The sequence below is a fragment of the Pseudomonas sp. Au-Pse12 genome (genome assembly GCF_021341665.1).
Lineage (GTDB): Bacteria > Pseudomonadota > Gammaproteobacteria > Pseudomonadales > Pseudomonadaceae > Aquipseudomonas.
This window is the reverse complement of sequence record NZ_JAJTTH010000013.1, coordinates 47769-60916: the sequence shown is the minus strand read 5'-3', so window position 1 is coordinate 60916 and position 13148 is coordinate 47769. Positions and strand designations below refer to the sequence as shown.

At 65.6% G+C, this 13148-nt stretch carries 12 protein-coding genes; 9 read left to right on the top strand and 3 right to left on the bottom strand.

Annotated elements, in window-relative coordinates; genetic code table 11:
• Positions 1 to 227 precede the first annotated feature (227 nt).
• From potA to LXM55_RS28315, 4 genes are all read left to right on the top strand, one after another.
• Positions 228 to 1370, top strand: a complete 1143-nt coding sequence (potA, locus tag LXM55_RS28330; RefSeq protein ID WP_233323424.1) for a polyamine ABC transporter ATP-binding protein — start codon at positions 228 to 230, stop codon at positions 1368 to 1370.
• A 44-nt stretch (positions 1371 to 1414) separates the two neighbouring features.
• The gene (locus tag LXM55_RS28325; RefSeq protein ID WP_164990763.1) at positions 1415 to 2296 is read left to right on the top strand and encodes an ABC transporter permease subunit; all 882 of its coding nucleotides are present in this window, start codon (positions 1415 to 1417) and stop codon (positions 2294 to 2296) included.
• The gene (locus tag LXM55_RS28320) at positions 2293 to 3189 is read left to right on the top strand and encodes an ABC transporter permease subunit (protein ID WP_233323423.1); all 897 of its coding nucleotides are present in this window, start codon (positions 2293 to 2295) and stop codon (positions 3187 to 3189) included. The genes LXM55_RS28325 and LXM55_RS28320 overlap by 4 nt, the downstream gene beginning before the upstream one ends.
• A 143-nt stretch (positions 3190 to 3332) precedes the next feature.
• Entirely contained in the window at positions 3333 to 4439 is a 1107-nt protein-coding gene (locus LXM55_RS28315) for a polyamine ABC transporter substrate-binding protein (protein WP_233323520.1), read from the top strand.
• A gap of 254 nt (positions 4440 to 4693) precedes the next feature.
• On the opposite strand, the gene LXM55_RS28310 is transcribed toward LXM55_RS28315, so the two are convergent.
• The gene (locus LXM55_RS28310; RefSeq protein WP_233323422.1) at positions 4694 to 6208 is read right to left on the bottom strand and encodes an MFS transporter; all 1515 of its coding nucleotides are present in this window, start codon (positions 6206 to 6208) and stop codon (positions 4694 to 4696) included.
• Between the two features lie 138 nt (positions 6209 to 6346).
• Here LXM55_RS28310 and LXM55_RS28305 point away from each other — a divergent pair, with 138 nt between their 5' ends.
• From LXM55_RS28305 to LXM55_RS28285, 5 genes are all read left to right on the top strand, one after another.
• Entirely contained in the window at positions 6347 to 7264 is a 918-nt protein-coding gene (locus LXM55_RS28305) for a LysR substrate-binding domain-containing protein (protein WP_233323421.1), read from the top strand.
• A gap of 58 nt (positions 7265 to 7322) precedes the next feature.
• A complete protein-coding gene (locus LXM55_RS28300; protein WP_233323420.1) occupies positions 7323 to 8432 on the top strand; it encodes a hypothetical protein in 1110 nt (369 codons plus the stop codon).
• Positions 8433 to 8567: 135 nt separating this feature from the next.
• The gene (locus LXM55_RS28295; RefSeq protein ID WP_233323419.1) at positions 8568 to 9092 is read left to right on the top strand and encodes a DUF2867 domain-containing protein; all 525 of its coding nucleotides are present in this window, start codon (positions 8568 to 8570) and stop codon (positions 9090 to 9092) included.
• A gap of 25 nt (positions 9093 to 9117) precedes the next feature.
• Entirely contained in the window at positions 9118 to 10287 is a 1170-nt protein-coding gene (solA, locus tag LXM55_RS28290) for an N-methyl-L-tryptophan oxidase (RefSeq protein WP_233323418.1), read from the top strand.
• 169 nt (positions 10288 to 10456) lie between these two features.
• Positions 10457 to 10897, top strand: coding sequence for a CBS domain-containing protein (locus LXM55_RS28285; RefSeq protein WP_233323417.1), 441 nt, complete (start codon positions 10457 to 10459; stop codon positions 10895 to 10897).
• A 53-nt stretch (positions 10898 to 10950) separates the two neighbouring features.
• Here LXM55_RS28285 and LXM55_RS28280 read toward each other — a convergent pair whose 3' ends face one another.
• Together LXM55_RS28280 and LXM55_RS28275 are read right to left on the bottom strand one after the other, a co-directional pair.
• Positions 10951 to 12294 carry a sensor histidine kinase gene (locus LXM55_RS28280; RefSeq protein ID WP_233323416.1) on the bottom strand — a complete coding sequence of 448 codons (1344 nt, stop codon included), beginning with the start codon at positions 12292 to 12294 and terminating at the stop codon, positions 10951 to 10953.
• Positions 12291 to 12950: a response regulator transcription factor gene (locus LXM55_RS28275; RefSeq protein ID WP_233323415.1), complete on the bottom strand. Its 660-nt coding sequence runs from the start codon at positions 12948 to 12950 to the stop codon at positions 12291 to 12293. Before LXM55_RS28275 ends, LXM55_RS28280 begins: the two co-directional genes overlap by 4 nt.
• Positions 12951 to 13148 lie beyond the last annotated feature (198 nt).

The following is a 13148-nucleotide window of genomic DNA, read 5'->3' as shown; positions in this document are numbered from 1 at the left end:
CGGCCTTCCAGGCATTCAACCCGATTCACCACGCCCTGCCCCACGGCGAGCGCGCCTGTGCGCGCCCGACGTTCGGCGTGAGCAGCAAACGGCAAGACCACAACAACAAATAGCGTCAGGCCGCCAGGAAGGCAGCGCCGAATCAGCCCGCACCCCCTGCGGGCTGGCAATCAACCTTTAAGCCCGGCCGAATTGGCCAGGCTGCTGACACCTGTTGGGAGTTTCACATGGCAAACGCCTCCAGCACTTACCGCAAGGCCCTCGAAGGCACCCCGAGCCCGCAGAAGGTCCTGGTCAAGATCGACCGCGTGACCAAGAAGTTCGATGAAACCGTGGCCGTGGACGATGTGTCCCTGGAGATCCACCAGGGCGAGATCTTCGCCCTGCTGGGCGGTTCCGGCTCCGGCAAATCCACCCTGCTGCGCATGCTCGCCGGCTTCGAACGCCCCACCGAAGGCCGCATCCTGCTGGATGGCGTGGACATCACCGACATGCCGCCCTACGAGCGGCCGATCAACATGATGTTCCAGTCCTATGCGCTGTTCCCGCACATGACCGTGGCCCAGAACATTGCCTTCGGCCTCAAGCAGGACCGCCTGCCGGCCGCCGAGATCGAGGCCCGGGTCGAGGAAATGCTCAAGCTGGTGCACATGACCCAGTACGCCCGGCGCAAGCCGCACCAGCTGTCCGGTGGCCAGCGTCAGCGCGTGGCCCTGGCCCGCTCCCTGGCCAAGCGCCCCAAGCTGCTCTTGCTGGATGAACCCATGGGCGCCCTGGACAAGAAACTGCGCTCGCAGATGCAGCTGGAACTGGTGGAAATCATCGAACGCGTGGGCGTGACCTGCGTGATGGTGACCCACGACCAGGAAGAGGCCATGACCATGGCCCAGCGCATCGCCATCATGCACCTGGGCTGGATCGCCCAGACCGGCAGCCCGGTGGACATCTACGAGGCGCCGGTGAGCCGCCTGGTGTGCGAGTTCATCGGCAACGTCAATGCTTTCGACGGCACCGTCACCGAAGACCTGGAAGGCTACGCCATCATCGACTGCCCGGACCTTGCCCAGCAGATCTACGTCGGCCACGGGGTCAGCACCTCGGTGCAGGACAAGTCGGTGACCTACGCCATCCGCCCGGAAAAGATGCTGGTCACCACCCTCAAGCCCGACACCCGCTACAACTGGTCCAAAGGCAAGGTGCACGACATCGCCTACCTGGGCGGCCACTCGGTGTTCTACGTCGAGCTGCCCGGCGGCAAGGTCGTCCAGTCGTTCATGGCCAACGCCGAGCGCCGTGGCGCGCGGCCGACCTGGGACGACGAAGTCTACGTCTGGTGGGAAGACGACAGCGGCGTGGTGCTGCGGGCATGAGGACTTCGAGCATGAGCACTGTAAATCAGAAACTGTTCCGCATGCTGCCCAGCGGTCGCAAGCTGGTGATCGGCGTTCCTTTCCTCTGGCTGTTCCTGTTCTTCATGCTGCCGTTCTTTTTGGTGATGAAGATCAGCTTCTCGGAAGCGGCCCTGGCGATTCCGCCCTACTCGGAGATCTACAGCTACGCCGAACAGAAATTCCAGCTGCTGCTGAACCTCGGCAACTACGCCATGCTGGCCGGCGACGAGCTGTACTTCTCGGCCTACCTAGGGTCGTTGAAGGTGGCGCTGCTGAGCACCCTGATGTGCCTGGTGGTGGGTTTCCCCATGGCCTACGCCATCTCCAAGGCCAGCAAGGAAGCGCAGAACGTCTTGCTGCTGCTGATCATGATGCCGACCTGGACCGCGATCCTGATCCGCGTCTATGCCTGGATGGGCATCCTCAGCAACAACGGCCTGCTCAACAGCTTCCTGCTGTGGACCGGGCTGATCAGCCAGCCGCTGGAAATCCTCAACACCAACACCGCCGTCTATATCGGCGTGGTCTACGCCTACCTGCCGTTCATGGTGCTGCCGCTGTACGCCAACCTGGTCAAGCATGACCAGAGCCTGCTGGAGGCCGCGTCGGACCTGGGGTCGAGCAATTTCAACAACTTCTGGAAGATCACCGTGCCCCTGGCCAAGAACGGCATCATCGCAGGCTGCATGCTGGTGTTCATCCCGGTGGTCGGCGAGTTCGTGATTCCGGAACTCCTGGGCGGCCCGGAAACCCTGATGATCGGCCGCGTGCTGTGGCAGGAATTCTTCAACAACCGTGACTGGCCGGTGGCCTCCGCCCTGGCGGTGGTGATGCTGGCAATCCTGATTATCCCGATCCTGCTGTTCAACCGCAGCCAGGCCAAAGAGATGGAGGCACGGGCATGAAACGCTTCGAATTTTCCAAACTGATGCTGGTGCTGGGCCTGCTGTTCATCTACCTGCCGATGCTGATCCTGGTGATCTACTCGTTCAACGCCTCCAAGCTGGTGACGGTGTGGGGCGGCTGGTCGATCAAGTGGTACGTCGGCCTGCTGGACAACCAGCAGCTGATGGGCTCGGTGGCGCGCTCCCTGGAGATCGCCTGCTACACCGCCGTGGCGGCGGTGGCCCTGGGCACCCTGGCGGCCTTCGTGCTGACCCGGGTCACCCGCTTCAAGGGCCGCACCCTGTTCGGCGGCCTGGTCACCGCGCCGCTGGTGATGCCCGAGGTGATCACCGGCCTGTCGCTGTTGCTGCTGTTCGTGGCCATGGCGCAATTGATCGGCTGGCCGATGGAACGCGGCATCGTCACCATCTGGATCGCTCACACCACATTCTGCGCCGCATACGTCGCCGTGGTAGTCTCCGCGCGCCTGCGGGAGCTGGACCTGTCCATCGAAGAAGCGGCGATGGACCTGGGAGCGCGACCGTTCAAGGTGTTCTTCCTGATCACCATCCCGATGATCGCGCCGTCGCTGGCGGCCGGCGGCATGATGTCCTTTGCCCTGTCCCTGGATGACCTGGTGCTGGCCAGCTTCGTTTCCGGCCCGGGTTCCACCACCTTGCCGATGGAAGTGTTCTCGGCGGTGCGCCTGGGGGTCAAACCTGAGATCAACGCCGTGGCCAGCCTGATCCTGCTGGCGGTGTCGCTGGTGACCTTCCTGGTCTGGTACTTCGGCCGTCGCGCCGAAGCGGCCCGCAAGCGGGCGATCCAGGAAGCCATGGACTTCACCGCCAACGAATCCTGGCAGCCACCGGCGGCGAAAAAACCTGCGGTACAAACGCCGGCGACGGCCTGACGGCCTCTTCGCCAGCCAGCGGGTTCCTACAGGGTTTGTATGGTCCCTGTAGGAGCGAGCTGGCTCGCGAAAGCCTCCACCCCGATATCCACCTTGCACACGCAGCAATCTGCACAATAAGAAATGGAGTTGTAGTGATGAAAATGCTTGGCAGGACACTGTTCGCCAAAACCCTGCTCTCACTGTCCTTGATGGGCGCGATGGTGACTGGCGCTCAAGCCAACGATAAGGTGCTGCGCGTCTACAACTGGTCGGACTACATCGCCCCGGACACCCTGAAGAAGTTCGAGGCCGAAACCGGCATCCATGTCACCTACGACGTCTTCGACAGCAACGAAACCCTGGAAGCGCGCCTGCTCACCGGCAAGTCCGGCTACGACATCGTGGTGCCGTCCAACAGCTTCCTGGCCAAGCAGATCAAGGCCGGGGTCTACCAGGAACTGGACAAGTCCAAGCTGCCCAACTGGAAGAACCTCAACCCGGTGCTGCTCAAGAACGCCTCCGCCAGCGACCCGGGCAACGCCCACGCCTTCCCCTACATGTGGGGTTCGATCGGCATCGGCTACAACCCGGACAAGGTCAAGGCGGCCCTGGGCACTGATGCCCCGATCAATTCCTGGGACCTGCTGTTCAAGCCGGAGAACGCCGAGAAACTCAAGGCCTGCGGCATCAGCTTCCTCGACTCACCCACCGAAATGCTCCCCGCCGCCCTGCACTACCTGGGCTACCCGGTGACCAGCAAGGACAAGGCGCAAATCCTCGAAGCCGAGGCGCTGTTCATGAAGATTCGTCCGTCGGTGACCTACTTCCACTCCTCCAAGTACATCTCGGACCTGGCCAACGGCAATATCTGCGTGGCCGTGGGTTACTCCGGCGACGTGCTGCAAGCCCGTTCCCGCGCCGAAGAAGCCGGCAACAAGGAGAAGGTCGCCTTCAGCATTCCCAAGGAAGGCGCCGGCAGCTTCTACGACATGATGGCCATCCCCAAGGACGCCACCAACGTCGACAACGCCTACCTGTTCATGAACTTCCTGATGCGCGCGGACATCATCGCCGAGGTCACCAACAGCCTCGGCTACAGCAACGCCAACGCCGCCGCCACGCCGCTGGTGGACGAAGCGATCCGCAACGACCCGGCGTCCTACCCGCCCCAGGATGTACTGGCCACGCTGTACGCGGTGCCGGACCAGCCGATTGCCATCCAGCGCGTGATGAACCGCGGCTGGACAAGGATCAAGCTCGGCAAATGATGCAAGGTGCCCGCCGCGGGCGGGCACGACCGCCCTCTTCCGTTCATGTCGCGCCTTACCACCGCGACACTCCTGCGAACGGCTTCACCCGGCTCCCTCGGTTGGGGTGAATCCTTGGCGCCTTCGGGCGCCTTTTTTGCGTTCTCTGCCCTCCCTGCTGCCACAGGCTGCGAACGGCTGGGGCGGCATAGGCGCCCCCCGGCAACAGAGGGTCCTGCGGCCCCTTTCGCAACCTCGCTGACGCTCGGCAGCGGCTACTGCGCGATCGACTCCACTGGCTTTGACTGCCATGGGGCGAATATCAGCAGGCTGAGCAATGCCAGCCCCCAGACACACAAGCCGCCGTACAGCATGACCCAACCAAAGCCATGGGCCAGGGCCACCTGCGGCGTACCGTCCGCCAGCCACGGCAAAGCCTCCAAAGAACCGTGGCCAGAGGCGATCTGCTGCGCCCAACCCCGCAGTTGCCCGGCATCCAGCGCCCCACTCAGGTGACGCCGCAGGTAGGCGCCCACCCCCGCCACCAGGATCAAGCCCATCAAGGCAATGTTCAGCGCCAGGGAAATCATCCGCGCACTCATGTCGACCCCCGAGGCCATGCCGGCCTGATCGGCGGGCACCGACCCGGTGGTGGTATTGGTCACCGGCGTATTGCAGATGCCCAGACCAATCCCCGCCAGCAGCGCGCCGGGCAGGATGAGCATGCCGCTGCTGAGGGCCCACTGGCTGGCACCAAACATCGCCACAAAGCCCAGGCCGATGCAGGACAACCCCAGAGGAATCACCCAGTCGGCCTCGAAACGCAGGGCCAGGCGTTCGCCCACGGGCGGCAGGACCAGGGTCGGCAAGGTATAGGCCAGCAGCGCCAGCCCGCTGTGCAGGCTGTTGTAGCCCAGGGCGCCGTGGAAGTAGATCGGCAGGTAGATCATGAACGGCCAGAAGCTGAAATTCATACCCATGGAACCCAGCAACGCCCCGGAAAACCGGCGGTTCCTGAACAGCCCCAGCTCGAACATCGGTTGCCGGCTGCGCTGCTCGACACGGATAAAGGCAGCGAAGCAGGCCAGGGTCGCCAGAACCACGGCCAGGGCGCTGAAACGGCTCAGGGTCGGGCCCTGGGTCAGCACAAAGGTCAGACCGAACACCGCCAGCGACAGCAGTACGATGCCGACGCTATCGAGCTTGCCGGCCCGTGCCTGACGGACCTCCTCGACCCCGGCCACCGCCAGCCCCAGGGTCAGCAGCGCCAGCGGCCCGTGTACCAGGAAAATCCACGGCCAGCTGGACAGCGACAGGATCGCTCCGCCAATGATCGGCCCGAACCCCAGGCCGATGCCGAACACCACGCCCCACGCGGCGAAGGCCCGGCTGCGCTCGCGGCCCTGACGAAACTGCTGGGACAGGATCGCCACCTGGGTGATCAGCATCGCGCCCCCGGCCAGGCCTTGAAGGGCCCGGCTGGCGATCAGCGCCGTCATGTCCTGGGCCAGGCCACAGAGCAGCGAGGCCAGGCCGAAGGCGACGATGCTGAAGACAAACACCCGCTTGCGGCCAAAGCGATCGGCCAGGGCGCCGGTGGCCATCAGCACCACGGTGCAGGCGATGGTGTAGGCATTCATGATCCATTGCAGGTCGCTGAAGTCGCCCTGCAGGCGGCTTTCCAGGAGCGGCAGAATCACCGGTACGCTGGAGATCTCCAGGCCGAACATCAATGCGGCCAGGCAGACCGCCGCCAGGGCAAGGGGGTTGAGAGCAGAAAATCGTGACATCGGATGGCTTCCACAGGTGCGATTGGCAGGCTTCAGCCGGCAGCGGCTGAGGGCGCAAGTCTGGGTAACGCCACTCGATGACGGAAATGATTAAATTTTGTAGGATTCAGCAATTTCCATCATGAATCTGCCCTTACCTTGAATATTGATCCCACCCTGCTGCGGGCCCTGGTCGCGGTCCATGAGTGCGCCGGTTTCACCCGCGCCGGCCAGCGCCTGAACCTCACCCAGTCGGCGGTCAGCCATCAGATCCGCCGGCTGGAGGAACAACTGGGGCGGCCCCTGCTGCTGCGCACCACCCGGCGCCTGAGCCTGACCGAGGACGGCCAGGAGGTGTTGCAACACGCGCAACAGATCCTCGCCTCCCTGGATGCCCTGGCCCGGCGCTTCCAGCCGTCGCGGCTCAAGGGCGTGGTGCGCTTCGGGGTGCCCGAGACCTTTATGGGCGAGCGCCTGCCGCCGCTGCTGTGCCAGTTTTCCAGGGCCTTTCCCGAGGTGCGCCTGGACGTCAGCGTCGGCACCTACCTGGACCTGCGCAAAATGCTCAAGGCCGGGGAGCTGGACCTGGCGGTGGTGCTCTCGGAACCGGGGCGGCGCGACAGCGGCGAGGTGCTGCGCAGCGCCCGCTTCGTCTGGGTCGCCGCCGAACACTTCAACCTCACGCCCGGGGCCTCCCTGCCCCTGGCCCTGGCACCGGCGCCTTGCGTCAATCGGCAGATCGGCCTGGACGCTCTGGGCGAAAGCGCGGTCAATTGGCATCTGGCGTTCAGCTCACCCAGCCAGGAAGGCATTCGCACTGCGGTGCTCGCCGGCCTTGGCGTGACGGTGCAGATGGCCAGCGACCTGCGCCCGGGCCTGCGCATCGTCGATGGTGAATACGGCCTGCCGGAGTTGCCCGGCGCGCGTTTTCTGCTGGCCTGGAGCAGCGCTGAGAAAACCACGGCGGCCCAGGCGTTCGGTCAGTTGCTGCTGCACAACGCCGAGCCTGCAAGCAGCGGTAAAAAGACCGCGCCAACCCGGCAGCACCCAGTGGCAGGCTGCCATGACCTTGGCTAGATTCAGCCGGTAAGGCCCCAAGCCCCAACCACTCACTGACCGACACAGGTCCTTCGACATGCCTGCACCCTGGCGCGCGCTTTGGCTGATTCCGGCCCTGATCCCGCTGCACCTGCATGCCGCGCCACCGCTGCTGGCGCTGGTGGCCCTGCCCAGCACGGCCAAGCCCGCCCCGGGCAGCGAGCACGTCATCGGCAACCTGCCGCCGGCGACCTCGCAACAGGGCCTGGGCCTGTGCTTCAGCCACAGCGCCGCGGCAGTATTCAACTACTACCAGTGCCAGGCGGCGAAGGAAGATTGCACACGGATCGACAAGCACCAGCTGGCGGCGCCCCTGGACATGGCGCGCTATGGCCGCAAGCCCATGGGCGAGGTGGACAGCGTCGGCTCCTACGAGGACATCAGCGAGGGCGGCGACCCGCTCTACACCCTGGAAACCGCCGCGTTGATGGTGGGGCATGTGGTGTCCCAGGCGTGCTTTTCCGAGGAGATGCTGTTCAAGGACAGGTTCGTGCCCAGCGGCGCCATCAGCGCCGAGGACGTCAAGGCCCAGCGCGCGGTGTTGAAGGCACTGGGGGGCTTCTATCAACAGAACCGGCTCAAGGCGCCTTGCACCGACTGCCTGGCCAGCGACGCCCAGGTCGCGCAGCTCAAGGCGATCTACGCCACCAGCCGGGATGCCCGGGGCATCGGCCAGGCCTTGGGCCAGGCGAATTTCGGCGGTTTCTTTGCGGCAATCATCATCCCCCCCGAATGCCGGCGCGCCAGCCGCCGGGCGTTCTTCGAACTCAAGGACCAGCTGCAGATCCGCGCCCTGCCGGAAACCGCCAAGCAGAAGCACTTCGCCGGCCTGTACCCGGCCCTGACCCAGGCGATCGACGCTGGCAACCCGGTGATCATCGCCAACGTCTGCCTGTACCGCGACGCCGGGCAGAAAAAATGCCCCGAACAGTACCAGCACAGCCTGGTGGCCTATGGTCACGCCCGCCTGTGCACGCCCCAGGGCCCGTGCCAGGAAGGCCTCAAGGTGCTCAACAGCTGGGGCGAGCAATGGCAGAAGCACGAGGGCCAGCAATGGTTCGATGCCCGGCGCCTGCTGGACAGCACCGGCTACGGCAAGCAGAGCATTGGCTGGCTGGAAATGCGCCCGCCCGCGCCACAGCACTGAGGCGCGCCGGCAACGAAAAAACCGCTCTGCCGCGCCGTGCCCTGGGTCATAATCCGCCGTCGTCGATCATCAGGACCATCACTCGCGCGGCCGCGCAAGCCGGCCGGCGCGGTCAGCATTCAGGGAGCCGTACCGATGAAATCCGCCGTTCACCCTTGCCCGTTGCCCCATGACGCCAGCATCGCCGCCCTGGCCCCGGGGGCGAGCTTCATCGACTGTCGTCGCACCCTGGCCGAAGACCCCGAGCGCAGCGCCATGCGCCACCTGCTGTGCCTGATGAGCCAGACCCCGGCCTGGATCGACCGCATGATGGGCCTGCGCAACCGCGTGGTGCAGTTGTTCGGTCTCAAGGACCTGGGGCGCCTGACCCGCATCGACCTGTCACGCCCCGACGCGGACTACCGGCCCGGCGACCGGGTGGGCATCTTCACCCTGGTTTCCCAGCGCCCCGACGAAGTGCTGGTGGTGGACCGCGACAAGCACCTGGACGTGCACCTGTCGCTCAACCTCCAGCCCCTGACCGCCGAGGGCCTGCGCCCGGTGGTGCTGAGCACCGTGGTGCATCCGCACAACCGCCTGGGGCGCCTGTACATGCTGCCGGTGGCGCCGTTCCACCGGATCATCGCGCCCATGACCCTGGCCACGATCAACCGTCGCTGAGCCTTCACCCTTCAAGGATCTTGCCGTGCAGACACCCGAATTCGATGTTGTCGTCGTAGGCCTGGGCGCCATGGGCGCCGCCACGCTCTATCAACTGGCCAAGCGCGGGGTCAAGGTGGCGGGCATCGACCGCTTCGCCCCGCCTCATGATCAGGGCTCCAGCCACGGCGACACGCGCATCACCCGCCAGGCGGTGGGCGAAGGCGCGGCCTACGTGCCGCTGGCGATCCGTTCGCAGCAGATCTGGCGCGAGCTGGAAGCCGAACTGGACGTGCCGTTATTCGAACAGTGCGGGGTGCTGGTGATGACCGCCAGCACCGACCCGCAGCGCCCGGCGCAGGCCCGGGACTTCACCGACAACAGCATTGCGCTGGCCCGGCACTACGGCATCGAGCACCAGGTGCTGGACGCCGCCGAGATCCGCCAGCGCTTTCCACAGTTCGCCCCGCTGGCCGACAGTGCCCGGGGCTACTTCGAACCCGGCGGCGGTTTTGTCCGCCCGGAACGCTGCATCGACGCGCAACTGACCCGGGCCCGGCAACTGGGGGCGACCCTGATCACTGGCCAGACCGTGCAGGAGCTCAAGTCCGACGCCGAGGGCGTGGACGTCATCAGCGCCGGTTCGCGAATTCGCGCCCGGCAGGTCATCGTCAGCGCCGGCATGTGGTCGGCGCAGCTGCTCGGGGCGCCCTTCGATACCCTGCTGCAGGTCTGTCGCCAGCAGTTGTACTGGTTCCGCCTCGATGAGCCGCAACACTACCCGGCCCGCTCGCCGAGCTTCATCCTCCACAGCGCCGACGACGTCGACACCTGCTATGGCTTCCCGCCGATTCCCGGCGAAGGCAGCGTGAAAATCGCCACCGAGCAGTACAGCGCCAGCAGCCAGCCGGACCACCTCGACCGTCAGCCCAGCCTCGCCGACGCCCAGCGCCTGTTCCGCGAGCTGGTGGCCCCGCATATCGCCGGGCTGGCGCCGGAGCTGGTGAAGGCCAGCGTCTGCGCCTACACCGTGACCCCGGATTCGGGCTTCATCATCGACCGTCACCCGCGCCTGGCCAACGTCACCGTGGTCAGCGCCTGCTCCGGCCATGGCTTCAAGCACTCGGCGGCGATTGGCGAAGCCTTGGCCCAGTTGCAGGTGGACGGCCGCAGCGAAATCGACCTGGACAGTTTCTCCCTGCAACGCTTCCACTGACGGCCACGGCCCCGTTATCGGGGCCGTGATGAAAAAAAATTCCCGGGCTGACGTTTTTCGCCGTTTATCTGCCGTTTTCAGCCTTGCCGGTTGGTCGAGTCTCTACGATTCTTTAGAAACCCCTCAGGGCGGTACATCGCCGCCCCACGTAGAACCCTCGGAGCGCCCCATGAAGAGCGTCGCAGAACTGCTGAAACTCAAGGCCAAGCACAACCAGCAAGTGCACACCATTGCCCCGCACCAGATGGTCCTGGAAGCGCTGATGCTGATGGCCGAAAAAAACGTCGGCGCCCTGCCGGTGATGGAGAAGGGTGAAGTGGTCGGGGTCATCAGCGAACGTGACTATGCGCGCAAGCTGGTACTGCACGGGCGCTCCTCGGTGGGCACCCCGGTGAGCGCGATCATGAGCTCGCCGGTGATCACCGTGGACTCCCACCAGAACGTGGAAACCTGCATGAGCATCATGACCAACAACCACCTGCGCCACCTGCCGGTGGTGGAGAACGGCCAGTTGCTGGGGCTGCTGTCGATCGGCGACCTGGTCAAGGAAGCGATTGCCGAACAGGCCGACCTGATCCGCCAGCTGGAGCAATACATCCGCGGCGAATGACCCCGTACGCCTTGCACCGCCCCCAACCGGCGCCTTCGCTGGCAAGCCAGCGCCTACGGTTGGGTCGGCGTCTGCAAGGGAAAGTGCACGCGAACTTCGAAGCCGTCGTCGCGGCCGCTGGCCGGTGAGGCCAGGTGCAACTGGCCGCCGACGCCGTGGACGATGCTCTGGGCAATCGCCAGGCCCAGGCCCGAACCGCTGGTTTCACTGTTGCCACGCACGAAACGTTCGGTCAGGCGTTGCAGTACCTCCGCCGGCACCCGCGGCCCGCCATTGATCACCCGCAAGCAGCCGTCGGCGCCGAGGCTGACCTCTACCGGTTGCGCCGCATCACCGTATTTCAGGGCGTTCTCGATCAGGTTGCGCAGCAGGATGCCAAAGGCGTCCGGATCGATGGCCGTGCACACCCGGGCCACTTCCGGCAACTGCAGGTTGATCCGCGCCGCCGCGCCGCGATTCCACTCCTCCACGCCATGCGCCAGCAACGGAATCAGGTCCTCGGGGGTTTGCGAGAGCAGCCCGCCGCCTTCGGCCTTGGCCAGTTGCATGAGCTTTTCCGAGAGCCTGGCCAGTTCCCGCAGGGCGTTCTCGATCTTCGCCGCCCGGACCTGCAACGGTCCCTGCGGGGCTTCCTGGCGCAGGCGCTGGATCTGCGCCAGGGTCGCGGCCAGGGGCGTGCGCAGTTCATGGGCGCTGTTGGCGGTGAAGCTGCGCTCCGCTTCCAAGGCTTTGCGCAGGCGCTCCAGCAGATGATTGACCGCTTCGGCCAAGGGATCGATTTCCGCCGGCAGGCGCGCCACCTGGATCGGCGACAGGTCGCCCACGCCGCGCGATTCCACCGCGCGCCGGTAAGCCAGCACGCTGCGCAGGCTGATGCGCACGAACAGCCAGGTGCCCACCAGGCTGATGGGAATCAGCCCGAGCAAGGGCAGCAGCAGGGCCAGCAACGCCTCCCGCGAGGCCTCGCGCCGGTGGGCCAGGGGCTCGGCGATTTCGATGACGATCGAGTCGTTCTCGATGCTGGCGCTGTACAGGCGGTATTTGTCCGTGGTGCTGAAACCGGGGCTTGGGCGGTGGCTGAAGATCTTCAGCTTGGCGTCGTGGGAGCGCATGAGGATCCGTCCGTCGGCGTCGCGCACCAGGTAAGTCAGGTATTCGCTGTCCATCTTCAGGGTTGCCACGTGCCGCGCCCGGCGCGGCCCGCGACGGTTGCCGATCTCCAGCGCGGCCAGCGGCAGGATGCGCTGGGCGGTGGCTTCCAGGGCGCTGTCGAAGGTTTCGTCCAGCTCGTGCTGGACCACCAGCCAGGTGCCGGCGGTGGCCCCGAGCCAGAGCAGGGTCATGCCCAGGGTCAGGCCCAGGCTCAGGCGTTTCTGCAGGCTGATGGGACGCTTCATGCGGGCATCAGCCGGTAGCCCATGCCGCGCACGGTTTCAATCAGCTCGCGGCCGAGCTTCTTGCGCAGGCGGCTGACGTAGACCTCGATGGTGTTGCTCTCGATTTCCGCGCCGAAGGCATACAGCCGTTCCTCCAGCTGGGATTTGGAGAGCAAGGCGCTGGGGCGCTGGACAAAGGCCTCGAACACCGCCCATTCGCGGGCGGTCAGGTCGATGATGCTGCCGTCGCGCTGCACCGTACGGGCGTTCAGGTCCACGTGCAGCTCGCCGAGGCGGATCTGCGGGTTGGGGTTGCCGCTGTAGCGCCGGGCCACCGCAGCGACTCGCGCCGACAGCTCGAACAGGTCGAAGGGCTTGACCAGGTAGTCGTCGGCGCCGGCATTAAGCCCGGCGATGCGCTCGGAAATCTGGTCCTGGGCGGTGAGGATGATCACCGGGGTCACGTCGCCGGCGCCGCGGCGCTGGCGCAGGAACTCCAGGCCGCGCCCGTCAGGCAGCATCAGGTCCAGCAGGATCAGGTCGTAGGGCGTGCTGGCGACGCTGGCCCGGGCCTGCTCCAGGCGCTGCACCCAATCCACCGCGTGGCCATCGTCGGCAATCTGTTCGCGCACCGCGTCCCCCAGCCCTGCCGCATCCTCGACCAATAACACCCGCATCGACGCTCTCCTTTGACCTGTGTGGTGCTGCACCTTAACCGCTGAACCTGACGCGAATCTGAAGAAGCCGCCAGCCTGATCAGGGTAGCCAGTGTCGCGCCCGCGCGATGCGAGGCAGATCAGCAAAAGCCCGGGTCACCGTGAGCGCCCCGGCCTGAAGTTTTTTCCCGGCCTTCAGGTTGCTGTCAGCTAGGCGGC

Bases quoted from the DNA above. Each gene is read 5' to 3' on its own strand.
- LXM55_RS28300 (WP_233323420.1), top strand. From the start codon at position 7,323: ATGCCTGCACCCTGGCGCGCGCTTTGGCTGATTCCGGCCCTGATCCCG.
- LXM55_RS28295 (WP_233323419.1), top strand. From the start codon at position 8,568: ATGAAATCCGCCGTTCACCCTTGCCCGTTGCCCCATGACGCCAGCATC.
- potA (WP_233323424.1), top strand. From the start codon at position 228: ATGGCAAACGCCTCCAGCACTTACCGCAAGGCCCTCGAAGGCACCCCG.
- LXM55_RS28315 (WP_233323520.1), top strand. From the start codon at position 3,333: ATGCTTGGCAGGACACTGTTCGCCAAAACCCTGCTCTCACTGTCCTTG.
- LXM55_RS28310 (WP_233323422.1), bottom strand. From the start codon at position 6,208: ATGTCACGATTTTCTGCTCTCAACCCCCTTGCCCTGGCGGCGGTCTGC.
- LXM55_RS28285 (WP_233323417.1), top strand. From the start codon at position 10,457: ATGAAGAGCGTCGCAGAACTGCTGAAACTCAAGGCCAAGCACAACCAG.
- LXM55_RS28320 (WP_233323423.1), top strand. From the start codon at position 2,293: ATGAAACGCTTCGAATTTTCCAAACTGATGCTGGTGCTGGGCCTGCTG.
- LXM55_RS28280 (WP_233323416.1), bottom strand. From the start codon at position 12,294: ATGAAGCGTCCCATCAGCCTGCAGAAACGCCTGAGCCTGGGCCTGACC.
- LXM55_RS28275 (WP_233323415.1), bottom strand. From the start codon at position 12,950: ATGCGGGTGTTATTGGTCGAGGATGCGGCAGGGCTGGGGGACGCGGTG.